19 protein-coding genes are annotated in these 23,971 nt (G+C 64.7%); 12 read left to right on the top strand and 7 right to left on the bottom strand.

The genetic code is table 11. From position 1 onward, the window contains the following. Positions 1 to 30: 30 nt before the first annotated feature. Complete coding sequence (gene dapF, locus LGQ10_RS07055; RefSeq protein WP_226525097.1) at positions 31 to 825, top strand: diaminopimelate epimerase; 795 nt, start codon at positions 31 to 33, stop codon at positions 823 to 825. A 24-nt stretch (positions 826 to 849) separates the two neighbouring features. On the opposite strand, the gene LGQ10_RS07060 is transcribed toward dapF, so the two are convergent. After that, positions 850 to 2,334: a DASS family sodium-coupled anion symporter gene (locus LGQ10_RS07060; RefSeq protein WP_226525098.1), complete on the bottom strand. Its 1,485-nt coding sequence runs from the start codon at positions 2,332 to 2,334 to the stop codon at positions 850 to 852. A gap of 376 nt (positions 2,335 to 2,710) precedes the next feature. Between LGQ10_RS07060 and LGQ10_RS07065 the strand changes: the two genes are divergently transcribed. Together LGQ10_RS07065 and LGQ10_RS07070 are read left to right on the top strand one after the other, a co-directional pair. Then, entirely contained in the window at positions 2,711 to 4,333 is a 1,623-nt protein-coding gene (locus tag LGQ10_RS07065) for a methyl-accepting chemotaxis protein (protein WP_226525099.1), read from the top strand. A 120-nt stretch (positions 4,334 to 4,453) separates the two neighbouring features. Continuing rightward, positions 4,454 to 5,656, top strand: a complete 1,203-nt coding sequence (locus LGQ10_RS07070) for an HD-GYP domain-containing protein (protein WP_226525100.1) — start codon at positions 4,454 to 4,456, stop codon at positions 5,654 to 5,656. An 84-nt stretch (positions 5,657 to 5,740) separates the two neighbouring features. Here LGQ10_RS07070 and LGQ10_RS07075 read toward each other — a convergent pair whose 3' ends face one another. Together LGQ10_RS07075 and LGQ10_RS07080 are read right to left on the bottom strand one after the other, a co-directional pair. Next, on the bottom strand, positions 5,741 to 6,832 hold the full coding sequence (locus tag LGQ10_RS07075) for a zinc-binding dehydrogenase (protein WP_226525101.1): 1,092 nt from the start codon (positions 6,830 to 6,832) through the stop codon (positions 5,741 to 5,743). A 166-nt stretch (positions 6,833 to 6,998) separates the two neighbouring features. Then, on the bottom strand, positions 6,999 to 8,408 hold the full coding sequence (locus tag LGQ10_RS07080) for an aldehyde dehydrogenase family protein (RefSeq protein WP_226525102.1): 1,410 nt from the start codon (positions 8,406 to 8,408) through the stop codon (positions 6,999 to 7,001). A 266-nt stretch (positions 8,409 to 8,674) separates the two neighbouring features. Between LGQ10_RS07080 and LGQ10_RS07085 the strand changes: the two genes are divergently transcribed. Further along, positions 8,675 to 9,589, top strand: a complete 915-nt coding sequence (locus LGQ10_RS07085) for an AraC family transcriptional regulator (RefSeq protein WP_226525103.1) — start codon at positions 8,675 to 8,677, stop codon at positions 9,587 to 9,589. Positions 9,590 to 9,837: 248 nt separating this feature from the next. On the opposite strand, the gene bkdR is transcribed toward LGQ10_RS07085, so the two are convergent. Continuing rightward, positions 9,838 to 10,326, bottom strand: a complete 489-nt coding sequence (gene bkdR, locus LGQ10_RS07090; RefSeq protein ID WP_226525104.1) for a Bkd operon transcriptional regulator BkdR — start codon at positions 10,324 to 10,326, stop codon at positions 9,838 to 9,840. Positions 10,327 to 10,522: 196 nt separating this feature from the next. Here bkdR and LGQ10_RS07095 point away from each other — a divergent pair, with 196 nt between their 5' ends. The 8 genes from LGQ10_RS07095 (at position 10,523) to LGQ10_RS07130 (ending at position 21,040) form a co-directional block, all read left to right on the top strand. Next, positions 10,523 to 11,758 carry a 3-methyl-2-oxobutanoate dehydrogenase (2-methylpropanoyl-transferring) subunit alpha gene (locus LGQ10_RS07095; protein WP_226525105.1) on the top strand — a complete coding sequence of 412 codons (1,236 nt, stop codon included), beginning with the start codon at positions 10,523 to 10,525 and terminating at the stop codon, positions 11,756 to 11,758. Position 11,759: 1 nt separating this feature from the next. After that, positions 11,760 to 12,818, top strand: a complete 1,059-nt coding sequence (locus tag LGQ10_RS07100; RefSeq protein ID WP_068584462.1) for an alpha-ketoacid dehydrogenase subunit beta — start codon at positions 11,760 to 11,762, stop codon at positions 12,816 to 12,818. Next, positions 12,819 to 14,117 (top strand): dihydrolipoamide acetyltransferase family protein, encoded by a 1,299-nt coding sequence (locus LGQ10_RS07105; RefSeq protein ID WP_226525106.1) that lies wholly within the window; start codon positions 12,819 to 12,821, stop codon positions 14,115 to 14,117. A 15-nt stretch (positions 14,118 to 14,132) separates the two neighbouring features. Next, entirely contained in the window at positions 14,133 to 15,524 is a 1,392-nt protein-coding gene (lpdA, locus tag LGQ10_RS07110; RefSeq protein ID WP_226525107.1) for a dihydrolipoyl dehydrogenase, read from the top strand. A 293-nt stretch (positions 15,525 to 15,817) separates the two neighbouring features. Further along, positions 15,818 to 16,837: a branched-chain amino acid aminotransferase gene (locus tag LGQ10_RS07115; protein ID WP_058436639.1), complete on the top strand. Its 1,020-nt coding sequence runs from the start codon at positions 15,818 to 15,820 to the stop codon at positions 16,835 to 16,837. A gap of 177 nt (positions 16,838 to 17,014) precedes the next feature. Next, a complete protein-coding gene (locus LGQ10_RS07120) occupies positions 17,015 to 17,530 on the top strand; it encodes a sigma-70 family RNA polymerase sigma factor (RefSeq protein ID WP_058436638.1) in 516 nt (171 codons plus the stop codon). Beyond that, a complete protein-coding gene (locus tag LGQ10_RS07125; RefSeq protein WP_226525108.1) occupies positions 17,527 to 18,528 on the top strand; it encodes a FecR domain-containing protein in 1,002 nt (333 codons plus the stop codon). The genes LGQ10_RS07120 and LGQ10_RS07125 overlap by 4 nt, the downstream gene beginning before the upstream one ends. An 82-nt stretch (positions 18,529 to 18,610) precedes the next feature. After that, a complete protein-coding gene (locus tag LGQ10_RS07130; protein WP_226525109.1) occupies positions 18,611 to 21,040 on the top strand; it encodes a TonB-dependent siderophore receptor in 2,430 nt (809 codons plus the stop codon). 72 nt (positions 21,041 to 21,112) lie between these two features. On the opposite strand, the gene LGQ10_RS07135 is transcribed toward LGQ10_RS07130, so the two are convergent. From LGQ10_RS07135 to LGQ10_RS07145, 3 genes are read right to left on the bottom strand one after another with little or no spacing between them, the layout of a single operon-like run. Further along, positions 21,113 to 21,799, bottom strand: coding sequence for a hypothetical protein (locus LGQ10_RS07135; RefSeq protein ID WP_226525110.1), 687 nt, complete (start codon positions 21,797 to 21,799; stop codon positions 21,113 to 21,115). A gap of 12 nt (positions 21,800 to 21,811) precedes the next feature. Then, on the bottom strand, positions 21,812 to 22,702 hold the full coding sequence (locus LGQ10_RS07140; RefSeq protein ID WP_058437901.1) for a TIGR03915 family putative DNA repair protein: 891 nt from the start codon (positions 22,700 to 22,702) through the stop codon (positions 21,812 to 21,814). Next, on the bottom strand, positions 22,699 to 23,919 hold the full coding sequence (locus LGQ10_RS07145) for a putative DNA modification/repair radical SAM protein (RefSeq protein ID WP_226525111.1): 1,221 nt from the start codon (positions 23,917 to 23,919) through the stop codon (positions 22,699 to 22,701). Before LGQ10_RS07145 ends, LGQ10_RS07140 begins: the two co-directional genes overlap by 4 nt. Positions 23,920 to 23,971: the final 52 nt, after the last annotated feature.

The raw sequence follows: 23,971 nt of genomic DNA on the forward strand, positions 1-23,971 counted from the left end.
TCAAATCTTGTCCTGTCCCTGGGAGCATGAATGCCGCTTAATTTCGTGAAGATGCATGCCAATGGCGACGATTTCGTGGTGATCGACGCCCGTGGTCGCGGCCAGCCGATCACCGCCGAACGCGCCAGGGCCTTGGGCGACCGTCGACGCGGCATAGGTTTCAATCAACTGGTGGTGCTGGGCGATTGTCGCGAGAGCGCGGCGCAACTGACCTTCTTCAATGCCGATGGTTCCAGCCTCGATGCCTGCGGCAGCGCCACCCGTGGTGCCGCCGAACTGTTGATGCGCGAAAGCGGTGCCAGTTCGCTGCGCCTGAAGACCGCTCGCGGTATACAAGAGTGCCAGCGCCTGGCCGACTACAGCGTGTCAGTGGAGATGGGAGTTCCCGGGCTCGCCTGGCAGGACATTCCTCTGGCCCGGGAGCTGGACAGCCTGCGCCTGCCGCTGCCCGGGGAACCGGCGGCGTGCAGCATGGGCAACCCCCATTGCAGCTTCTTCGTCGAAGAGGTGGAGCATCTGGACATCGCCCAGCTGGGGCCACCGGTCGAGACCCACCCGTTGTTCGTGCACAAGACCAATGTGCATTTCATCCAGGTCATCGATCGCCAGACCGTTCGCCTGCGGATCTGGGAACGCAACGGTGGCATTCCCCTGGGGTCGGGTTCCTGCTCCTGTGGGGCGGTGGTCAACGGCATCCGCCGCGGCTTGCTGGACAGCCCGGTGACGGTGCTGTGCGATGGCGGCCCGGTGACGGTGAGCTGGGACGGCCAGGGCAAGGTGCGCCTGGCCGGCAGCGTGACCCGGGTGTTCAGTGGCTGGCTGTAGCGCCTGCCCTGCCCCGGGATCGGCTCACAACCAGCCCAGCCACTTCCACCAGGTCATGGCGAACACCAGCATCAGCAGGTAGCCGACCAGGGTCACCAGCAACCCGACCTTGGCGAACTGGCGGGCGGTGAAGGTCTCGGTGCCCAGGCAGACCATGTTCTGCGGCGCGTTGATCGGCAGGATGAACCCGTAGCTGACCACGAACCCCAGGAGCATGGTCATGCCCAGGCGGCTGAACTCGCCCGGCAGGGTTTGCAACACGGCGATGAGGATCGGCAGCAAGGCCGAGGTCAGTGCGGTGGCGCTGGCGAACCCGAGGTGGATCAGGATCAGGAAGGCGCCGAGGATGGCGAAGACTGCCAGTGGCCCCACCTGGTCCAGCCCGGTGTGGGCCACCACCTGGGTGCCCAGCCATTGCCCGGCCTGGGTGCTGAGCAACGCCGAACCGAGGCTGATGCCGACCCCGAAGACGATCACCGTGCCCCAGGGAATGCGCGACTGCACATCCTTCCAGGTCATGATGCCGATCCGCGGCAGCAGCAGGATCACCAGGCCCGCATAGGTGGTGGTCGTGGTGTCGAAGGGGTGCAGCTTGCCTTCGGTGGACCAGGCCAGGAGCAGCAGCAGCGACACCGCCAGCAGGCGCTTTTGCGGTCCGGTCATGGGCCCGATGTCCGCCAGGGACTTGGCCACCGCTTCCTTGCCGCCGGGAATGCTGTCGGTTTCCGGGGGCAGCATCTTCAGCACCAGCCACAGCAGCACCAGGGACATGATCACGGCCCAGGGGGCTCCGGCGATCAGCCAATCGAGCCAGGCCACGCGCTGGCCGAGCATCTTGTCCATGAAGCCCACGGTCAAAAGGTTCTGTGCGGCGGCGGTCTGGATGCCGACGTTCCAGATACTGGTGCCCTGGGCGACGACGATCATCAGCCCGGCGGCGATGTTCGAGCGCTTGTCGACGCCGAACGCGGCGATCACCCCCATCATGATCGGCACCACGCAGGCGCTGCGGGCGGTGGCGCTGGGCACCAGCAGGCTGAGCAGGATGGTCACGGCGATGGCACCCAGCAGGATGCGCCGGGTACTGGTGCCGACCCGGGCCAGGGTCACCAGGGCGATGCGCCGATCCAGCCCGGTGTGGGTCATGGCGGCGGCGATGAACAAGGCGCCGGCCACCAGGGCCAGGGCCGAGTTGGAAAAACCGGTCAGGGCCAGGCTGATGGCCGCGGAGCTGCCGTAGAGCTGGGTCGGGTCGTTCAGGGTCGGCGCGGTGCCGATGAGGATCGCCATCAGGGCGGTGATCATGATCGCGCTGGCCTCGTAGGACACCGCTTCGCTGATCCATACCACCACGGCAAATGCCAGGATCGCCAGCATCCGGTGCCCCGCCACGGGCAGGTCGGCCGGCAGCGGCAGAAACAGCACGCCGATCATGGCCAGCACGGCGATCAGCAATCCAATCGGTAATGCAGCCTTGGCCGCGGGCGCCGTTGTCAGGGGCGTAGTCATGGGCCTTTCCTTCTCCATTGGACGGGCGCCAAGCATGGCGCAAAAGCGCAAAAGGCGCGTTGATGGGCGTCAAGCCAGGGACCGCAGGCTTCGTGTAGCCACTGCCGCAGGCTCGGCACGAGCCGCCAGGCCGGCCTGCGCGGCATGGCTGCGGGAACGCATCGTTTGGTTTGCGGCCGCTGCGCGCCCGGGCGCAGCCTCGCCAGCTCGGTAGCGACTACAGGGTTCTGGGTGTTAGGTGAAACGGAGAATCGTTTACAGAAATATTTTTTAACACCTCTACAGATTTTTCATGGTTTAGGAGTCAGAGTGATATCAAGGCGACAAGGAGTCGACGCGAATCTGGCTGTATCACTCCAACCTGCAAGGTGCCTTTATGGTGACAAGAAACTTGAAACTGACTTCCAGGGCGCTGCTGAGCTTCGGCGCCATCTGCATACTACTGATCGGCCTGGGGGGGCTGGCATTGTGGAAAATGGGACAGATTCATGATGTAGCGCAGGACCTGCAATCCAGTTGGCTGCCCAGCGTGAGGCAAGCCACGAAAATCGAATCCGGTACCTTGCGCGTGCGCCTGGAGGCCCTGCACTACGCCACTGAGAGCGACAATCAGAAAGCTGCCTCGCTGGGCAAGCTGGGCACCCTGAAGACCACCCTCGCCCAAGTCATCAAGGACTACGAGCCGCTGGTCTCCAGCCCCGAGGAAAAAACCGCCTACACCCAGGTCCAGCGTGGCGCCCAGGACTACCTGGACAAGTTGGCGATCATGATCGCTTCCAGCCAGACCAACACCGCCCAGCAGACGGCCGACTACATCAACCAGGTCACGGTGCCGCTGGCCAACACCTTGCAGGCCGCCATCGAGGAGCTGATCAGGATCAACGAACGCGGTGCCGAACAATCCGCCGTGGTCGCCGACGAGCAGTTCAACAGCGGCCTGGTCGTGACCTCGGTGATCATCGTCCTGGCCATCGTGCTGACGATTCTCATCGCCACGCTGTTCACCCGCAGCATCACCCGGCCCGTGCTGTCGTTGCTGGCCAGCACCCGGAAGATCGCCGAGGGCGACCTGCGCACCCAGGTGGAAGTCAGTGGCCAGGACGAACTGACCGACCTGCAGGCGGCGACCCAGTCCATGCTCGACAGCCTCAAGTCGACCATTCGCCATATCAGCGACTCCTCGACCCAGCTGGCCTCGGCCGCCGAGGAGATGAGCGCCATCACCCGTGAATCCAACGCCGGCATCCAGCAACAGAGCATGGAGACCGACCAGGCCGCCACGGCGGTCAACGAGATGACCGCGGCGGTGGAGGAAGTGGCGCGCAACGCGGTGTCCGCCTCGCAATCGACCCAGGCCTCGGAACGCTCGGCGGGCCTGGGCAAGGAACGGGTCGAGCAGACCATCCATGCCATCGAGAAGCTCACCGGCACCGTGGAGAACACCCGGGTGGAAATGGCCGGCCTGGCCCAGCAGGCCCAGGACATCACCAAGGTCCTGGACGTGATCCGCGCCATTGCCGAACAGACCAACCTGCTGGCCCTGAACGCCGCGATCGAGGCGGCCCGCGCCGGCGAACAAGGCCGTGGGTTCGCCGTGGTGGCCGACGAGGTGCGAGCCCTGGCCCATCGTACCCAGCTGTCGACCCAGGAAATCGAGCAGATGATCCAGGGCATCCAGAACGGCTCGAGCAAGGCCATGCTGTCCATGCAGCAGAGCAGCGAGGATGCCAACCAAACCCTGGCGATCGCCCATGAGGCCGGCAGCGCCATCGGCCATATCACCGATGCCATCAGCGACATCAACGAACGCAACCTGATGATCGCCACCGCCTCCGAAGAGCAGGCGCAGGTGGCGCGCTCGGTGGACCAGAACCTGATGAGCATCCGCGACCTGGCGTTGCAAAGCTCATCCGCCGCCAGCCAGACCTCCCTGGCCAGCAGCGAACTGTCGTCGCTGGCCGTCGGCCTGAACAAACTGGTGGCACGCTTCGCCCTGTGACGCCGCGCGGCATTGGCGAAACCGGTTGAACAACGCTCGTGTGGTTCGCAGTTCACCTTCCGGCGGCTGCCAGGCAGCCCCGGGAGGATGAGTGTCGAGCGCTCTGTGGGAGTACGGATCATGTTGAAACTGATCTCGGTGCAACAGCTGCAAATGGGCATGTACATCCATCAATTCTGTGGTTCCTGGCTGGACCACTCGTTCTGGAAGGCCGGTTTTGTCCTGAACAACCATGAGGACCTGCGGCGCCTGCAACGCTCGAACCTGAGCGGCCTGTGGATCGACCCGGCCAAGGGGCGCGACCTGCCCGCGCCCGACGAGGCGCAACCGCGCACACCAGAAGCACCCGCCTCGCCCTCCCCGACCCCTGTTCCCCGGGCCAGCATGGGCGAGGAGCTGCAGCGGGCCATCAAGGTCTGCGCCCACTCGCGCCAAGCGGTGATGCAGATGTTCCAGGAAGTGCGCATGGGCCAGGTGATCCAGGTGCAGCCGGTCAACGAACTGGTGAGCATGATCACCGGGTCGCTGCTGCGTCATCCCCATGCGCTGATCAGCCTGGCGCGGCTCAAGCGTGCAGACGACTACACCTACATGCATTCGGTGGCGGTCTGCGCCCTCATGCTGGCCACGGCTCGCCAACTGGGCCTGCCGGAACACCTGGTACAGCTTGCCGGGGTCGCCGGGTTGCTGCACGACGTGGGCAAGCTGACCATCCCCGACACCATCCTCAACAAACCCCAGCGGCTTTCGGACAACGAGTTCGAACAGGTCAAGCTGCACCCCGAGGCAGGCGGCGCGATCCTGCGCCAGAACGGCGCCGTGGATGCCCTGGTACTGGATGTGTGCCTGCACCACCATGAAAAAGTCGACGGCTCGGGTTACCCCCATCGCCTGAAGGGCGAGCAGATCAGCCTGTTTGCACAGATGGGCGCCGTCTGCGACGTGTACGACGCAGTGACCTCCAACCGCCCCTACAACCGTGGTTGGGACCCGGCCGAGGCGATCCAGCGGATGTCCACCTGGACCGGTCACTTCGACCAGCGGGTGTTCCAGGCCTTCGTCAAGAGTGTCGGGATCTACCCGGTGGGCTCCCTGGTACGCCTGGAGAGCGGACGGCTGGCGGTGGTGCTCGAGCAGCACCCCGAGGCCTTGCTGACGCCCAAGGTCAGGGTGTTCTTCTCCACCCGCTCGAACCTGCCGCTGGAGCAGAGCGTGATCGATCTCGCCAGGGTCCAGGGCCAGGAGCGCATCGTCGGCCGCGAAGCCCCGGGCAACTGGGACTTCAAGGAACTCGACCGGTTGTGGCGGGAAGTGCCGGCCTGAGCCGCAGGTGCCCAGGGCCAGGCCGTTGGCCGGCAGCGGCAGCGCGGCCGCCGGCCATGCCCGCGCAGCCCAGCGCAGTGGTAACTACCAGCGGGTGACAACGGACCGCAGGGTCTCGCCCAGCATCAACCGCTGGTAAGCACTGGAGATCTCATGGATGGAAATTTCCTCGCTGACAAGCTCACCCACCAGGAGGCGTCCGTCCACGCAGAAATCGGCATAGATTGGAATATCCCGCTTCAGATTCGTCGACCCCATGGCCACCCCTCGAATGGTCTTGTGCTCGACTAGCATCGAGATCGACGTATCCAGCGTGATACGCGAGCCAGGCTTGCCCAATCCGATCAGCAGCGCTGTCCCTCCATGGCGTGTCGCGCGAATCGCCTGTTCCTGCGTCGCGGGCAATCCAATGACTTCGAAGGCGAAGTCCACTCCGCCGCCAGTGATGTCCCGAACCGCTTCGACAGGGTCCGAGTCATTGGCGTTGACCAGGTGGGTAGCCCCAAAATCGAGGGCGCGCTTGAGCTTGGAGTCGATGATGTCGACCGCGATGATCCTCGACGCGCCAGAGAGCCGAGCGGCATTGATCGCATTCAGCCCCACCCCGCCAGTGCCGAACACCGCGACGGTTTCGCCGGGACGGACCCGGGCCGTGTTGATGACTGCGCCTGCGCCCGTCACTGTCGCACACCCCAGGATCGCGGCCTGGGCGAACGGGAGGTCCCTGGTGATCACCGCCAACTGATTTTCATGGACCAGTGCCTGCTCTGCGAATCCGCCGATGCCGAATCCCTGGGTGATCGCGGTTCCGGCGAGCGACAGTCTCGCCGGTTCGTCGGCCGAACGCAGGGTCGCACCTGATTTGCCGCATTCATGGGTGCGGCCACTGAGGCAGGCCACGCACCGTCCGCAGAAGGCAATCAGGCAGCCGACGACATGATCGCCAACGCAGATATCCTTCACCAGCGGTCCGGTTTCCCTGACCACACCGGCCATTTCATGGCCGAAGACCGCGGGAAAAGTGAAACCGTAGTCCGCTTCCGCAAGGCTCAAGTCCGTATGGCAAAGACCACAGGCACGGACATCGATCAGCACCTCTGACCCAATGGGATGGTCGATTTCGACATCCATCGTTTCAAAACCCAGCCCTACTCCTCGACATACCGATGCTTTCATAAGACTTCTCCCGTACAACCCAGCGCCTGGCGTGGCCCTGGAAGCAGACTCGAGGCGCCTTCCCGAGTGATCCGGGAGGCGCGATGGGGCGACCGCGTGCCAGAAATGGAGCAGCGCCGGCTTGATGACAGGCCCCAAGCGGGCATGGGAATTCGGCCTGGTACCGTCAGGCCAGCGCGTAGGTCTTGATATTGGAGAACGCATCCATGCCGGTGCTTCCCAGTTCGCGGCCGACGCCAGACGCTTTCGTGCCTCCGAACGGTATCTCGATGGGGCCGCCCAGGTACTGGTTGATGCCGACCATCCCGGTGTCCAGCGCCTGCGCGACCCGGTTAGCCTCGCCCAGATCCTGACCATAGACCGTGCCACCGAGGCCATAGGGACTGTCATTGGCCAGCGCGACGGCTTCATCGGCATCGGCGACGCGATAGATGATGCCAATGGGCCCGAAGGCTTCCTCGTGATGGAGGCGCATCTGGGCGGTGATCCCGGCCAGGACCGCCGGCTTGAAATAAGCCCCCGGCCCGGGGATGCGCCCACCCTCCACCAGGACCTTGGCCCCCTTTGCAACGGCATCGTCGTACTGGGCCTGCAATGTATCGACGGCCACGGGACTGGAGAGCGGCCCCAGGGTGGTTTGCGGATCCAGTGGGTCACCGATCTTCTGGTTCCTGAAGATGTCGCTGTAGGCCTCGATGAACACATCGGCCACCTTCTCGGTCACGATGACGCGCTTGGGCGAGACGCAGACTTGTCCCCCCAGGGCCAGGCGGGACAGGGCCGCCGTACCCGCGGCACTGGGGATGTCGGCAGAGTCCAGGACGATGAATGGGTCCGAGCCCCCCAGCTCAAGGATCATCGGCTTGATGTGCCGCCCGGCTTGTGCGCCTATCTCCATCCCGGCCCGATCGGAACCGGTCAACGTCACTCCCCGCACACGGGGGTCGGCAATGTAGTTGGAGATCTGTTCCCTGGAAACCAGGGCGACCTGGAAGACCGCTTCAGGCAGCCCTGCCTCGACCAGCAGCTCTTCCAGGAGGAGCGTCGATCCTGCAGTGATCTCGGCAGGCTTGAGAATGATGGTGTTGCCGAGCATCAGGTTGGGAACGGCCGCCCGCATGGCCTGGTACAACGGCCCGTTCCAGGGCTCGATGCCAACGACGACTCCTACCGGTTCACGCCGGGTGTAGACCCGCGAGAACCCCGAGACCGCAACGGCCGAGTCAGCCAGGAATTGCGCGGCATGGTCGGCGTAGTAACGGAGCATGGCCGAAGCCACACCGACCTCGAATCTTGCCTGCTCCAGGGGCTTGCCCATCTCGACGGTAATCTGTCTGGCCAGGCGCTCGACGCTGGCATCGATGATGTCGGCCAGCTCCCGGAACAGTCCGATGCGCCGCGAAAGCGGCTCGCCACGCCACCCGAGATAGGCCTCGTGCGCCTTTTCGAGCAGCGCGTGCGCTTGCTCATCGGTCAGGGTGGGATATTCCTTTAGAAGTTCTCCGGTTGCCGGATTGAACGTGCGGTAGCTCTGCATCGCCAGGCAAGAAGGCATGTCGGAAGGAAATGTGGCCATGAGGATGTCCTTGAATGCGAATGATGGTCAGCCCTGCGGGCCTGGCGGCGTTCCAGGAAGCTCGGGGCTTTGCCCAGGCTGCATGGCGAGCCGGGCCACTGACACTGTGCAGGGAACGTCCTTGAACTTTATGGCTGCCGATGCGCCTTGGAAACGAACAAACATCCAAATTTTTCACCTGTTCCTGCAATCTCGCCTGATGTACTGGTTGCCGCCAACGACTGCGAATAGGCTGGAAAATAGTCATTTCATGCAGGGACTCATCCATGGCAACGGCGCTGAAGCAGATGGTCGAACAACACGTCAGCCCGGAACACCGCACCGGATTCCTGCGCACAGCCATCGATGGCCTGTTCCTGGTCGTGGCAACCGAACCCATTGCGCTCTATCACCAGCTGTACCGACCGGCGATTTGCGTAACCCTGCAAGGGCTCAAGGAAGCGCGGGTGGCCGACAGGGTCATGACCTATGGGCCCGGGCAAGCCCTCGCGGCCCGAATCGATGCACCCGCCACGGGCAGCGTGGTCGAAGCCAGTGCCGACAGGCCTTACCTGGGCATCATGCTGACGCTGGACCTGGAAGTCCTGCGGGAGATGGCCGCAGGCACCCAGCGCCCGCCCGCCGGGGCCAGGCCGGAACCAGGACTGTTCGTCGTCGATGTGGGAAGCGATCTGGAACATGCACTGGAACGCCTGATCCGCCTGGTTGCCGTGCCCGACGCGATCCCCCTGCTGACCCGAGGCATCATGCGCGAAGTGTGCTACTGGCTGCTGACTGGCCCCAAGGGCGCAGCCTTCGCGGACCTGGGGCTGGCAGGAACCCGTTCGCGAGGTGTCATGAACGCCATCTCGGTGGTGAAAACCCGATTCACGGAGTCCCTCCCCGTCGCCGAATTGGCAGAGGCAAGCGGGATGAGCCTCTCCTCATTTCATAGTCATTTCAAATTACTGACTGGAGCGACGCCCCTGCAGTATCAGAAGCAACTGCGTCTGTTCGAGGCCCGGCGCCTGATGCTGGATGAAGGCATGAATGTCAGTGCCGCTGCCTACAAGGTCGGCTACGAGAGCGTTTCGCAATTCGTACGGGAATACGCTCGGTTCTTCCGGGCCACGCCCAAGCAGGACATTCTGGTCCTGCAAAAGCTGGGGCACCATCGGGCGCTGGCACAGAAACCGGCGTGAGACTCCCGGCGCCGCCCAGGAGGCGGTGACCGCCAGGCATCACCACGACCGCGCTTGAAGCCCGGCCGGGGCGCTCCGGCGCAGCCCCCCTGAGCCGGTCATTTCGACCCCGGGTGTTGCGACGCGAACAGGGCGTGCCCGAGCGCGCCTGAATCCTGGGCCAGGAGCGCATAGCCGGCCGCAAAGCCCTGGGCAATCGGGACTTCAAGGAACTCGACCGATGGTGGCGGGAAACGCCGGCCTGAGACTCAGGTGCCCAGGGTCAGGCCGTTGGCGGGCAGCGGCAGCGCGGTCTTGTAGCGCACCTGCTTGAGGGCGAAGCTGGAGCGGATATTCGCCACCCCGGGCACCTTGGTCAGGAAGTCCATCATGAAGCGCTCCAGGGCCTGGATGCTGGGTACCAGCACCCGGATCAGGTAGTCCGGGTCGCCGGCCATCAGGTAGCACTCCATCACCTCCGGACGATCGGAGATGGCCTCTTCGAAATGCTGCAGGGCCTCTTCCACCTGCTTCTCCAGGCTGACATGGATGAACACGTTGACGTGCAGGCCCAGGAGGTCGGCGTCCAGCAGGGTCACCTGCTCGCGGATCAGCCCCAGTTCCTCCATGGCCCTGACCCGGTTGAAGCAAGGCGTGGGCGACAGGTTCACCGAGCGGGCGAGGTCGGCGTTGGTGATGCGGGCGTTCTCCTGAAGGCTGTTGAGAATGCCGATGTCGGTGCGGTCCAGTTTACGCATGAGATAAAACATCCTTTTTTTTATGTTTATAGAGATTTTTTATCTGCAAATGAGTTTTAGCGCAACGAAACAGAGATAAATATTCTCCTTCTCCCGGCCTATGATGTTTGTAGGACAAGATTTCCCTTACCCAGGGAAGGACTGTCAGCTAGCGCGCCCAATTACAAGAAATCCACAAGATCGAGCGTAGAAAGCCATGACCCCAGCGTATGCACCGCTACGCCTGCACGTTCCCGAACCCTCGGGCCGTCCCGGCTGCAAGACCGACTTCACCTACCTGCGCCTGAACGACGCCGGCCTGGTGCGCAAACCCCCGATCGATGTAGAACCCGCCGATACCGCCGACCTCTCCCGTGGCCTGATCCGAGTACTCGATGACCAGGGCAACGCCCTGGGCGCATGGGCCGAGGATGTGCCCGTGGAGATCCTCCGCCAGGGCATGCGGGCCATGCTCAAGACCCGCATCTTCGACAACCGCATGGTGGTCGCCCAGCGTCAGAAGAAGATGTCGTTCTACATGCAGAGCCTGGGCGAGGAAGCCATCGGCAGCGCCCAGGCGCTGGCCTTGAACATCGACGACATGTGCTTCCCGACCTATCGCCAGCAGAGCATCCTGATGGCCCGCGAAGTGCCACTGGTGGACATGATCTGCCAGCTGCTGTCCAACGAGCGCGATCCGCTCAAGGGACGTCAGCTGCCAATCATGTACTCGGTGAAAGAAGCCGGGTTCTTCACCATCTCCGGCAACCTGGCGACCCAGTTCGTGCAGGGCGTGGGCTGGGGCATGGCCTCGGCAATCAAGGGTGATACCAAGATCGCCTCGGCCTGGATCGGCGATGGCGCCACCGCCGAGTCGGACTTCCACACCGCCCTGACCTTCGCCCACGTCTACCGGGCGCCGGTGATCCTCAACGTGGTCAACAACCAGTGGGCGATCTCCACCTTCCAGGCCATCGCCGGTGGTGAAGCCACCACCTTCGCCGGACGCGGCGTGGGCTGCGGCATCGCCTCGCTGCGGGTCGACGGCAACGACTTCATCGCCGTCTACGCCGCTTCGCGCTGGGCCGCCGAACGTGCCCGCCGCAACCTCGGCCCGACCCTGATCGAGTGGGTCACCTACCGTGCCGGCCCGCACTCCACCTCCGACGATCCGTCCAAGTACCGGCCGTCCGACGACTGGAGCCACTTCCCCCTGGGCGACCCGATTGCCCGCCTCAAGCAGCACCTGATCAAGCTCGGCCAGTGGTCCGAAGAGGAACACGCCGCAGTCAGTGCCGAACTCGAAGCCCAGGTCATCGCCGCGCAGAAGGAAGCCGAACAGTTCGGCACCCTCGCCGGCGGCCAGATCCCCAGCGCCGCGACCATGTTCGAGGATGTCTACAAGGACATGCCCGAACACCTGAAACGCCAACGCCAGCAACTGGGGGTCTGAGATGAACGATCACAACAACAATATCCAGCTGGACACCGCCATGACCACCACCACCATGACCATGATCCAGGCCCTGCGCTCGGCCATGGATGTGATGCTCGAGCGTGATGACAACGTCGTGGTGTTCGGCCAGGACGTGGGTTACTTCGGCGGCGTGTTCCGCTGCACCGAAGGCCTGCAGGCCAAGTACGGCACCTCGCGAGTGTTCGACGCGCCGATCTCCGAAAGCGGCATCATCGGCACCGCCGTCGGCATGGGCGCCTATGGCCTGCGGCCGGTGGCGGAAATCCAGTTCGCCGACTACGTCTACCCGGCCACCGACCAGATCATTTCCGAAGCAGCGCGCCTGCGTTATCGCTCCGCCGGCCAGTTCACCGCACCACTGACCATGCGCATGCCTTGCGGCGGCGGCATCTATGGCGGCCAGACCCACAGCCAGAGCATCGAGGCGGTGTTCACCCAGGTCTGCGGCCTGCGCACCGTGATGCCGTCCAACCCCTACGACGCCAAGGGCCTGCTGATCGCCTCCATCGAGAACGATGACCCGGTGATCTTCCTGGAGCCCAAGCGCCTGTACAACGGTCCGTTCGACGGCCACCACGACCGTCCCGTGACCCCGTGGTCCAAGCACCCGTCGGCCCAGGTGCCGGACGGCTACTACAAGGTCCCGCTGGACGTGGCAGCCATTGCCCGCCCCGGCAAGGACGTCACCGTGCTGACCTACGGCACCACGGTCTATGTCTCGCAAGTGGCGGCCGAGGAAACCGGCATCGACGCCGAGGTCATCGACCTGCGCAGCCTGTGGCCACTGGACCTGGACACCATCGTCAAGTCGGTGAAGAAGACCGGCCGTTGCGTGGTGGTGCACGAGGCCACCCGTACCTGCGGTTTCGGCGCCGAGCTGGTGTCGCTGGTGCAAGAGCATTGCTTCCATCACCTGGAGGCCCCGATCGAGCGCGTCACAGGTTGGGATACGCCGTATCCCCACGCGCAGGAGTGGGCATATTTCCCAGGGCCGTCCCGAGTGGGCGCGGCGCTGCAACGGGTCATGGAGGTCTGAATGGGCACGCACGTTATCAAGATGCCGGACATCGGCGAAGGCATCGCAGAAGTAGAACTGTCGCAGTGGCACGTGAAGGTCGGCGACCTGGTGGTCGAAGACCAGGTGCTGGCAGACGTGATGACCGACAAGGCCATGGTCGACATCCCCTCCCCGGTCCACGGCAAAGTGCTGGCCCTGGGCGGCGAGCCGGGTGAAGTGATGGCGGTGGGCAGCATCCTGATCAGCATCGAGGTGGAGGGCGCGGGCAACCTCAAGGACTCCGACCAACTGCCGACGCCGAGCAAGGCGCCAGCCGCCGCGGAAAAACCGACCGCCGCGCCGGTAGCCGCCGCACCACAAGTGGAAAAACCGGCACCGGCCTGCCAGGCCGCTGCCAGCCGTCCGGCCCAGGCTCCGGTCGCCCGGGAAGCCAACGAGCGCCCGCTGGCCTCGCCGGCGGTGCGCAAGCATGCCCTGGACCTGGGCATCCAGCTGCGCCTGGTACAAGGCAGCGGCCCCGCCGGACGCGTGCTGCATGAAGACCTGGACGCCTACCTGGCCCAGGGCAGCCAGCCGTTCGGTGGCCATTCGGCGCCAGGTGCCGGTTATGCCGAGCGCCACGACGAAGAGCAGATCCAGGTGATCGGCATGCGTCGCAAGATTGCCCAACGCATGCAGGAATCCAAGCACCGCGCCGCGCACTTCAGCTACGTCGAGGAAGTGGACGTCACCGCCCTGGAAGAACTGCGCATCCACCTCAACGAGAAGCATGGCGCTACCCGCGGCAAGCTGACCCTGCTGCCGTTCCTGGTACGGGCGATGGTGGTGGCCCTGCGCGACTTCCCGCAGATCAACGCGCGCTACGACGATGAAGCCCAGGTCATCACCCGCCACGGCGCGGTGCACGTCGGGGTCGCCACCCAGAGCGACGTCGGCCTGATGGTGCCAGTGGTACGCCACGCCGAGGCCCGCAGCCTGTGGGGCAACGCCGAGGAGATCGTGCGCCTGGCCAAGGCCGCCCGCGCCGGCAAGGCCGCGCGTGAAGAGCTGTCCGGCTCGACCATCACCCTCACCAGCCTCGGTGCCCTGGGCGGGATCGTCAGCACTCCGGTGCTGAACCTGCCGGAAGTGGCCATCGTCGGGGTCAACAAGATCGTCGAGCGGCCCATGGTGATCAAGGGCCAGATCGTGATCCGCAAGATGATGAACCTCTCCAGCTCCTTCGATCACCGGGTGGTCGACGGCATGGACGCCGCGCAATTCATCCAGGCCATCCGCGGCCTGCTCGAACAACCCGCCACGTTGTTCGTGGACTGATCAAGAGGAGCAGGCATGCAACAGACTCTCAACACCCAGCTGCTGATCATCGGCGGCGGCCCTGGCGGCTACGTCGCAGCAATCCGTGCCGGCCAGCTGGGCATCTCCACCATCCTGGTGGAAGGCCAGGCCCTGGGCGGCACGTGCCTGAACATCGGCTGCATCCCGTCCAAGGCGCTGATCCACGTGGCCGAGCAGTTCCACCAGACCCGCCACCACAGCCAGGGCTCGGCACTGGGCATCGAAGTGGCGGCGCCGACCCTGAACATCGGCAAGAGCGTGGAATGGAAGGACGGCATCGTCGACCGCCTGACCACCGGTGTGGCCGCCCTGCTGAAAAAGAACAAGGTCCAGGTGATCCATGGCTGGGCCCGGGTGATCGACGGCAAGACCGTGGAAATCGACGGTGCCAATACCCGCATCCAGTGCGAACACCTGCTGCTGGCCACCGGTTCCAAGAGCGTCAACCTGCCGATGCTGCCCATCGGCGGTCCGATCATCTCTTCCACCGAGGCCCTGGCGCCCAAGGTCCTGCCCAAGCGCCTGGCCGTGGTCGGCGGCGGCTACATCGGCCTGGAACTGGGCATCGCCTACCGCAAGCTGGGCGTCGAGGTCAGCGTGGTCGAGGCCCAGGAGCGCATCCTGCCGGCCTATGACGCCGAGTTGACTCAACCGGTGCTGGAATCGGTCAAGCAACTGGGGATCAAGCTCTACCTCAAGCACAGCGTGCTGGGCTTCGATGCCGGCACCAGCAGCCTGCAGGTACGCGAGCCCAACGGCGACACCCTGGACCTGGCAACCGACCAGGTGCTGGTGGCCGTGGGCCGCAAGCCCAACACCCAGGGCTGGAACCTGGAAGCGCTGAACCTGGACATGAACGGCTCGGCGATCAAGATCGATGCACGCTGCCAGACCAGCATGCGCAACGTCTGGGCCATCGGCGACCTGAGCGGCGAGCCGATGCTGGCCCACCGGGCCATGGCCCAGGGCGAGATGGTGGCCGAGCTGATCGCCGGCAAGCACCGGGAGTTCACCCCGGCGGCGATTCCGGCGGTGTGCTTCACCGATCCGGAAGTGGTGGTGGTCGGCAAGACGCCGGACGAAGCCAAGGCAGCCGGCCTGGACTGCATCGTCAGCAGCTTCCCGTTCGCGGCCAACGGCCGGGCCATGACCCTGGAATCCAAGAGCGGGTTCGTGCGGGTGGTGGCACGGCGTGACAATCATCTGATTGTCGGCTGGCAGGCGGTGGGCGTGGGGGTTTCCGAACTGTCCACGGCCTTCGGCCAATCCCTGGAAATGGGCGCGCGCCTGGAAGACATCGGCGGCACCATCCATGCCCACCCGACCCTGGGCGAGGCCGTCCAGGAAGCCGCGTTGCGAGCCCTGGGCCACGCGCTGCATATGTAAACACCGGGCCGTGGGAGCGGGGCTTGCCCGCGGTGAGGCCAGCGGGCACGCCAGAGATGTCGAGCCAGCTGCACCGATGCTTCGCGAGCACGCTTCGCTCCTACAAAAAAGATGCAAAGCAGGTCGCTATCCGTGGGGTGGCTGGAGGGTTCATGAGCAGGCTAAGTTTTTTTGCTCCCCCTCCCATCGTCCGGGGTGCGGCCTGCCCCCGGAATGCAGTATTGTTGTGCCCATCCAATAAAACGTCAGAAGCCTTGAGCCGTTACGACGGTTGTTAAGTGATAGAGGGTGTCATGGGTAACGAAAGCATCAATTGGGACAAGCTGGGTTTTGACTACATCAAGACAGACAAGCGCTATCTGTCGCACTGGCGTAACGGCGAGTGGGACGCAGGCACCCTGACCGAAGACAACGTGCTGCACATCAGCGAGGGCTCCACCGCCCTGCACTATGGCCAGCAGTGCTTCGAAGGCCTCAAGGCCTACCGCTGCAAGGACGGTTCGATCAACCTGTTCCGCCCGGACCAGAACGCTGCCCGCATGCAACGCAGCTGCGCTCGCCTGCTGATGCCACACGTCTCCACCGAACAGTTCATCGAAGCGTGCAAGGCCGTGGTCAAGGCCAACGAACGCTTCATCCCGCCCTACGGCACTGGCGGCGCGCTGTACCTGCGTCCGTTCGTGATCGGCGTGGGTGACAACATCGGCGTGCGTACCGCACCCGAGTTCATCTTCTCGATCTTCGCCATTCCGGTCGGCGCCTACTTCAAGGGCGGCCTGACCCCGCACAACTTCCTGATCTCCAGCTACGACCGCGCGGCGCCACAAGGCACCGGTGCGGCCAAGGTCGGTGGCAACTACGCCGCCAGCCTGATGCCCGGCTCCCAGGCCAAGAAGGCCAGCTTCGCCGACTGCATCTACCTGGACCCGCTGACCCACAGCAAGATCGAGGAAGTCGGCTCGGCCAACTTCTTCGGGATCACCCACGACGACAAGTTCGTGACCCCGAACTCGCCATCGGTCCTGCCAGGCATCACCCGCCTGTCGTTGATCGAGCTGGCCAAGAGCCGCCTGGGCCTGGAAGTGGTCGAAGGCGACGTGCTGATCGACAAGCTGGCGGACTTCAAGGAAGCCGGCGCCTGCGGCACTGCTGCGGTGATCACGCCGATCGGCGGCATCGAGTACCAGGACAAGCTGCACGTGTTCTACAGCGAAAAAGAAGTCGGTCCGATCACCCAGAAGCTCTACAAGGAGCTGACTGGCGTACAGACCGGCGACGTCGAGGCTCCGGCCGGCTGGATCGTCAAGGTCTGACCCGCCCCGCTTCACCCGAGCCCGCCCCTGCTTGCCAGCGGCGGGCTTTTTCATGGGAGATTGGCGGGCTGTCGGATTCCTCCTGGCAGCGCTCAGACTTTTCTTGCCGAGCTTGGGGAGCGATCTATATGATAAGCGTTATCATTCGCGACCTCCCTGCCCCGGTAATTGTCCGCCATGCCTGCTCCCGTCCAAGCCAGCGACCTGACCCTGCTGTATCGCCAACAGCATCAATGGCTGAAGAACTGGCTGCGCCTGCGGCTCAACTGTTCCCACAGCGCCGCCGACCTGGCCCAGGACACCTTCCTGCGTCTGCTGGCCAAGCCCGAACCGCTGCAGATCCTGGCACCGCGCAGCTTCCTGGCCAAGGTGGCGCAGAGCGTGCTGAGCAACCACTACCGGCGCCAGAAACTGGAGCGAGCCTACCTCGAGGCCCTGCAGCACGTGCCGGCGCATGGGGTGCCGGACCTGGAGACCCAGGCCATCCTCATGCAAACCCTGATGCAGCTGGACGCCGTGCTCGAGCGCCTGGAGCGCCCGGTACGCCAGGCCTTCCTCTGGTGGCAGCTCGACGGCCTGGGCCATGAGCAGATCGCCGAACGCCTGCAAGTCTCGGTGACCACGGTCAAGCGCTACATCGTCAAGGCCGGGGCCCAGTGCATCCTTCTCGACGACAGCCTGGGCTCCTTGTGAATCAGCCGCTGAGCCGCGACACCAGCACCGATCCGCAGTCCATCGACATCGCCATGGCCGAGCAGGCCATGCAATGGCAACTGGACCTGCAGGAACCCCAGGTCAGTGCCGCCACCCTCGCCGCCTGGCAGCGCTGGCGCCAGGCCCACCCGCTGCACGAGACAGCCTGGCAGCGGGCCGAAACCCTCGCCCAACGCCTGCAGCAGGTGCGCAGCCAGGGCCACAGCGAGCTGGCCCGGGCCACCCTGGCACCGAACCCGGGCCGGCGTCGCGCCCTCAAGCAACTGGCCCTGCTGCTGGCCGCCGGAGCCGGTGCCTGGGCCACGCGCGATACCGCGCTGATCCAGGATTGGAGCGCCGACTACAGCACCCGGGTCGGCCAGCAGCGACGCATCACCCTGGCGGACCACACCCAGGTACAGCTCAATACCGACACTGCGATCAGCCTGGCTTTCGACCGCCAGCAACGGCGTATCAGGCTACTGCGCGGCGAACTGCTGCTGACCCTGGCACGACAGGACTCGCTTCCGGCCCTGCAGGTGGAAACCGTCGAAGGCTGGATCCAAGCCCGTGCGGCAAGCTTCAGCGTGCGCCAACGGGCAGGACGCACCGAATTGACGGTGTACCAGGGCGATCTGACCCTGCGTCCACGGGATGGCGGGCAGCCCCCGCTGCGCCTGGGAGCCGGCGAACAAGCACATTTCAGTCGCCAGGGCTTGTTGCTGCGCCAGGCACAGAACACCACGCAACCGGCCTGGAGCCAGGGCATGCTGGTGGCCCAGGCCCAGCCCCTGGCGCAGTTCCTCGAAGAGCTGGGGCGCTACCGCCCCGGACACCTGGGCTGCGATCCGAGCCTCGCCCAGCTGAAAGTTTCCGGCACCTTCCCCCTGGCGGACACCGACCGCGTGCTGTCTGCCGTGGCCCAGACCCTGCACCTGGAGGTGCGCCAGTTCACCCGCTACTGGGTCACCCTCAAGCCTCGCGCTGTCCTGGGCTGAAAAAAAGTTGCACCAAGGTGGTCTGTTTTTCGCGCTGACGAGACTTAACCCCCAGAACATTCATTTGCATGGGGAGCCACACATGTCATCCGCAGTAATGCAGCGCCGTCAGCGAACCTTTTCACTCAAGCACAACCTGGCCGGCGCCGTGGCCCAGGGCCTGGTCTGCCTCACTGGCAGCGCCGCGGCCATGGTCCTGCCCACGTGGGCCCTGGCAGTTGAACAGGCCCAGGTCGAATTCGATATCGCCCCCGGCAACCTGGCCGGCGCCCTCACCCGTTTCGGCCAGAGTGCGCATATCCTGCTGTCCTACCCGGCAAGCCTGGCCGAAGGCCGCAGCAGCCCGGGACTCCAGGGCCGGCATGATGTCGACGGCGGCCTGGCCCTCCTGCTCAGCGGCACCGGCCTGCAAGCGGTGCGCGGCGCCAATGGCGACTACTCCCTGCAGGCCCGCAGCAGCGGCGCGAGCCTGGAGCTGAGCCCGATCTCGATCTCTGGCAAGGCCCCCGGTTCCACCACCGAAGGCACCGGCGAATACACCACCTATTCCTCCAGCAGCTCGACCCGCCTGAACCTCACGCCCCGGGAAACCCCGCAGTCGATCACGGTGATGACCCGCCAGCGCATCGACGACCAGAACCTCAGCACCCTCACCGATACCCTGGAAGCGACTCCCGGGATCATCGTCACCCGCGACGGCCTGGGAGCGGAAACCGACAGCTATTGGTCCCGGGGTTTTGCGATCCAGAACTACGAGATCGACGGCGTGCCCACCAACACCCGCCTGGACAACTACTCCCAGAGCATGGCCATGTACGACCGGGTCGAAGTGGTGCGCGGCGCCACCGGCCTGATCAGCGGCATGGGCAACCCGGCGGCCACCATCAACCTGATCCGCAAGCGCCCTACCAGCGAGGCCCAGGCCAGTATCACCGGCCAGGCCGGGACCTGGGACCGCTATGGCGGCGGGGTCGATGTCTCCGGCCCGCTGACCGACAGCGGCAATGTGCGCGGGCGCCTGGTGGCGGACTACAAGACTGAAAGCGCCTGGGTCGACCGCTTCAAGCAACAGACCCAACTGCTGTACGGCATCAGCGAATTCGACCTCAGCGAAGACACCCTGCTGACCCTGGGCTTCAGCTACCAGCGCACCGACGTCGACTCGCCGCTACGCACCGGCTTGCCGACGCGCTTCAGCAGCGGTGAGCGCACCCACTTCAAGCGCTCCACCAACACCGCCCCGGACTGGTCCTACAACGACCACCAGCAGACCAGCTACTTCGCCTCCATCGAACAGCAACTGGGCAACGGCTGGAGCGGCAAGGTGGAGTTCACCCACGCCGAAAACCAGTTCGACGAGCTGTTCAACTTCGCCATGGGTTCAGTGAACAAAGACGGCAGCGGGCTCAGCCAGTTGCCGGTGCGCTTCTCCGGCACACCCCGCCAGGACAACCTCGACCTGTACCTGACCGGCCCCTTCAGCCTGTTCGGCCGCGAGCATGAGTTGATCAGCGGCGTGACCTTGTCCCAGTACAACGAGCGCACCCCTGGCTGGGGCGGCTGGCGCTATGACTACGCCGGCTCTGCGGCCGGTGCCATCGGCAACCTCAACGGCTGGGACGGCCGATCACCCAAGCCGGACTTCAACGTAAGCGGCAAATCCTCGATAGATGAAGACCAGTACGCGGCCTACCTGACCTCACGCCTGAGCCTGACCGATGACCTGAGCCTGATCCTCGGCAGCCGGGTCATCGACTGGAAGCGCGACACCACCGAACGCCCCTATGGCGGCACCGAGACCGAGGTCAAGCGCGAAGAAAACGGTGTGTTCATCCCCTACGCCGGGGTGGTCTACGACCTGGACGACACCTGGTCGGTGTATGCCAGCTACACCAGCATCTTCAACCCCCAGGCGTCCTGGGTACGCAGCGAAGACAACAAGCCCCTGGACCCAATGGAAGGCAAGGGCTACGAGATCGGGATCAAGGGCAGTCATTTCGATGGCCGCCTGAACTCCAGCCTGGCGCTGTACAAACTGCAGCAGGACAACCTGGCCATCTGGCAGCACGACAACGTCTACAGTGCCGAACAGGACACCACCTCCAAGGGGGTGGAACTGGAATTCAACGGCGAGCTGGCCGAAGGCTGGCAGGCGTCCGCCGGCTACACCTACTCGGTGACCACCGACACCGACGACCAGCGGATCAACACCGGCCTGCCGCGCAACAGCTTCAAGACCTTCACCAGCTACCGCCTGCATGGCCCGCTGGACAAGCTCACCGTGGGCGGCGGCGTCAACTGGCAGAGCAAGGTCGGCAACGACCTGCACACCTTCACCCAGGGCAGCTACGCGGTGACCAACCTGATGGCCCGGTACGACATCAGCCGCAACCTCAGTGCCTCGCTCAATCTCAACAACCTGTTCGATCGCGAGTACTACAGCAACGCCGGCCTGTACGGTAACTACGGCGCCCCGCGCAACCTGATGACCAGCTTCAAGTACAGCTTCTGACAGCGGCCGCATCGCCGCGCAGTCGAGCCTCGGTGCCGCCCGCCTTCATGTCGATGAAGACGGGTTGGCTCCTCAAGGGTCGATACCCAGCAGCCTCAGCACCTGACGCGACCCGTCCACCACCAGCAGCGCAGCCCGGGACGCCATCAGGGTGTAGAGAAAACTCGCGATCAACACGCAAAGCTCGAACCAGACGAACATCGGCCAGTTGCTGACGCGCAACGGCCGATCCTGCATGAGCTGCCTCACCCCACTGCGCGGCTTGTGATAGACGATCTCGAACACCTGGGTCTCGCGAAAGTTCTTGAACACCGCGTACACCACGGCGCACCCAGTGACGGCAGCCATCCACCAGAAACCCGCGACCTCCACCCCGTCCTGCCCCGGCAGCTGAAAACTGGCGCTCTGTTGAAAAAAATGAATGCCCACCGTTGAAACCACGGGCATCACGACCCCGAAGTAGACCACCAACCCCAGGCTGGCCATGGCGACACCCGTGGCGAACACACTGAGGCGGATCACCCGGTCCAGGAACTTGGGAGAAAATTTCGAATAGGCCCTCTGTGTCTCGATCACCAGCAACGGGATCAGCATGGTCAGCACCCCGACCCCGATATCCACGGCCCGGAACCCGGTCTTGGGCAGCAGCAACGCCATCAGGAATGTCACGCCACGGCTGCCCACCCGCCACAGCATCTTGGCATCGTCGCTCACCCCCTTCGACCAGAAATCCTCGGTAATGCCCTTGCCGTCATCCATTGGCTGCCTGCCTCATTGTTCAAAGCTGCCCATTGTCGCTGATGACTCCAGCGACGACACCTTGCTCTCCCTTCGCAGGCCAATCTGCTTGCCACGCTGCGCCGCCACCTGGCGGGCCTGGCCATCGCGCTGCTTGCCATGGCGTGCCTGGGTGATCAGCGCGGGGATCAACGGTCCCTCCGGCAGGTGCTTCCAGAACCGCGCCGGTAAGTGTCCCTGCATGACCTTGGGGTTGAGCCGGGCGGGATTGAAGATATGGCTGTAGTACGTCAGCCACAGTTCGCCTCCGGGGTCGTCGATGCCCTGGGCCAACTGCTGCCAGGCGCCGGGGCACTGGCGCTGGTGATGCAGTTGCGCGCCATCGAAATACACCCCATCACGGGGTGTGGCGATCATCCAGCGATGGCGCCCCATGCGCCCGATGAAGTGTTCGCTGGCGGTGGCCAGGATGTCGTGGGCCGGATCGTGCCAGGCTACGTACTCAGGCTGCTCGGCCAGGCTCGAGTGCCCCTCGGGCACGCCGACGAAGCGCACGAAGGCATGCAGGTGATGGGCTTCGCGATCCACCTGGCGGATGCGCCGTTGCAGTTCGCTGCCCAGCTGGTCGCCGCTGAGCATCGCGGTGCGATCGCCGTGGCTGACCCGCCACAGCACCTCGTACAGCAGGCTCCAGCGCTGCTCGCCGCGATAGCAGGCAGCCCGCTGCAACAGGCCCAGCAACGCCAGGGGAATGCGCGCCTGGAACGGTCCAGGCTGCGCCGGGTACGCCTGTTCCTGGCCGAACAGGTCGGCCTCGCGGGCTCCGGACCAGCTGACCTGGCCCGGGTCGACGCCATGGCTGAGCAGCCAGCGGGCCTGCTGGCGCCAGGTGTCGAACAGGTCGTGGCACTCCAGGTCGATCATCCCCAGAGCCCCATCTGCTGCGGCTGCGGGCGGTCGCGCAGTTGCTGGTAGAGCTGCGTGCTGCTGGTCTCGGCCTGCTGCGGGTGATAGTCGCTGGTGATCAGGAACGGCTTGGCCTTGCTCAGCACGCAACGCATGCGCGCCAGGTCCTCGAAGCGGATGCGCCGTTCCCGACGCAACGCCACCAGGCGCTGGGTGGTGCGCAGGCCAATGCCCGGGATACGCGAGATCAGCGCCGGCTCGGCGCGGTTCAGGTCCAGGGGAAACACACTGCGGTTCTCCAGGGCCCAGGCCAGCTTGGGGTCGATGTCCAGGGCCAGGTGCCCCGGCCCCTGGAACAGCTCATTGGCGCTGAAGCCATAACCGCGCAACAGGAAATCGGCCTGGTACAGGCGGTGCTCGCGCATCAGCGGCGGCGCGGCCAGGGGCACGCTTTTCGGGCTGTTGGGAATCGGGCTGAAGGCCGAGTAGTAGACCCGGCGCAGGCGGAAGTTGCCGTACAGCGCCTCGGCGCTGTGCAAGATGGTGCTGTCGTCGGTGTCGTCGGCGCCGACGATCATCTGGGTGCTCTGCCCGGCCGGGGCGAAACGTGGCGCCCGAGGCTCATTGAGCACCGTCTGCTCGCCGGTGTAGATGGTGCGCATGGCCTGCTTGATCGAGCCCAGCTGTTTCTCCGGGGCCAGGGTCTTGAGGCCCTGGTCGGTGGGCAACTCGACATTCACGCTCAAGCGGTCGGCGTAGCGCCCGGCCTGCTCGATCAACGCCGGATCGGCGTCGGGAATGGTCTTGAGGTGGATGTAGCCACGGAACTCGTGCTCCTCGCGCAGGAGCCTGGCCACCTGCACCAGTTGTTCCATGGTGTAGTCCGCCGAGCGAATGATTCCGGAGCTGAGAAACAGCCCGCTGACGCAATTGCGGCGGTAGAAATCCAGGGTCAGGCGCACCACTTCCTCGGGCGTGAAGCGGGCGCGTGGCACATCACTGGAGCGCCGGTTGACGCAGTACTGGCAATCGTAGAGGCAGAAGTTGGTCAGCAGGATCTTCAACAGCGAAACGCAGCGTCCATCCGGCGTGTAGCTGTGGCAGATGCCCATGCCGTTGGTCGAGCCCAGCCCGTCCTTGCCCTGGGAACTGCGCTTGGGAGCGCCACTGCTGGCACAGGAAGCATCGTACTTGGCGGCATCGGCGAGGATGCCCAGCTTGTCGATCAGTTGCATGGCCGGACCCATATACTGTTTTTATATACAGTACAGAGTTCGCACCCGGCAC

The organism is Pseudomonas sp. L5B5 (assembly GCF_020520285.1).
Taxonomy (GTDB): Bacteria; Pseudomonadota; Gammaproteobacteria; order Pseudomonadales; family Pseudomonadaceae; genus Aquipseudomonas.

What these genes read in the sequence shown, in the direction of transcription:
- dapF (WP_226525097.1), top strand. Translation starts at nt 31, where the DNA reads ATGCCGCTTAATTTCGTGAAGATGCATGCCAATGGCGACGATTTCGTG.
- LGQ10_RS07060 (WP_226525098.1), bottom strand. Translation starts at nt 2,334, where the DNA reads ATGACTACGCCCCTGACAACGGCGCCCGCGGCCAAGGCTGCATTACCG.
- LGQ10_RS07065 (WP_226525099.1), top strand. Translation starts at nt 2,711, where the DNA reads ATGGTGACAAGAAACTTGAAACTGACTTCCAGGGCGCTGCTGAGCTTC.
- LGQ10_RS07070 (WP_226525100.1), top strand. Translation starts at nt 4,454, where the DNA reads ATGTTGAAACTGATCTCGGTGCAACAGCTGCAAATGGGCATGTACATC.
- LGQ10_RS07075 (WP_226525101.1), bottom strand. Translation starts at nt 6,832, where the DNA reads ATGAAAGCATCGGTATGTCGAGGAGTAGGGCTGGGTTTTGAAACGATG.
- LGQ10_RS07080 (WP_226525102.1), bottom strand. Translation starts at nt 8,408, where the DNA reads ATGGCCACATTTCCTTCCGACATGCCTTCTTGCCTGGCGATGCAGAGC.
- LGQ10_RS07085 (WP_226525103.1), top strand. Translation starts at nt 8,675, where the DNA reads ATGGCAACGGCGCTGAAGCAGATGGTCGAACAACACGTCAGCCCGGAA.
- bkdR (WP_226525104.1), bottom strand. Translation starts at nt 10,326, where the DNA reads ATGCGTAAACTGGACCGCACCGACATCGGCATTCTCAACAGCCTTCAG.
- LGQ10_RS07095 (WP_226525105.1), top strand. Translation starts at nt 10,523, where the DNA reads ATGACCCCAGCGTATGCACCGCTACGCCTGCACGTTCCCGAACCCTCG.
- LGQ10_RS07100 (WP_068584462.1), top strand. Translation starts at nt 11,760, where the DNA reads ATGAACGATCACAACAACAATATCCAGCTGGACACCGCCATGACCACC.
- LGQ10_RS07105 (WP_226525106.1), top strand. Translation starts at nt 12,819, where the DNA reads ATGGGCACGCACGTTATCAAGATGCCGGACATCGGCGAAGGCATCGCA.
- lpdA (WP_226525107.1), top strand. Translation starts at nt 14,133, where the DNA reads ATGCAACAGACTCTCAACACCCAGCTGCTGATCATCGGCGGCGGCCCT.
- LGQ10_RS07115 (WP_058436639.1), top strand. Translation starts at nt 15,818, where the DNA reads ATGGGTAACGAAAGCATCAATTGGGACAAGCTGGGTTTTGACTACATC.
- LGQ10_RS07120 (WP_058436638.1), top strand. Translation starts at nt 17,015, where the DNA reads ATGCCTGCTCCCGTCCAAGCCAGCGACCTGACCCTGCTGTATCGCCAA.
- LGQ10_RS07130 (WP_226525109.1), top strand. Translation starts at nt 18,611, where the DNA reads ATGTCATCCGCAGTAATGCAGCGCCGTCAGCGAACCTTTTCACTCAAG.
- LGQ10_RS07135 (WP_226525110.1), bottom strand. Translation starts at nt 21,799, where the DNA reads ATGGATGACGGCAAGGGCATTACCGAGGATTTCTGGTCGAAGGGGGTG.
- LGQ10_RS07140 (WP_058437901.1), bottom strand. Translation starts at nt 22,702, where the DNA reads ATGATCGACCTGGAGTGCCACGACCTGTTCGACACCTGGCGCCAGCAG.
- LGQ10_RS07145 (WP_226525111.1), bottom strand. Translation starts at nt 23,919, where the DNA reads ATGCAACTGATCGACAAGCTGGGCATCCTCGCCGATGCCGCCAAGTAC.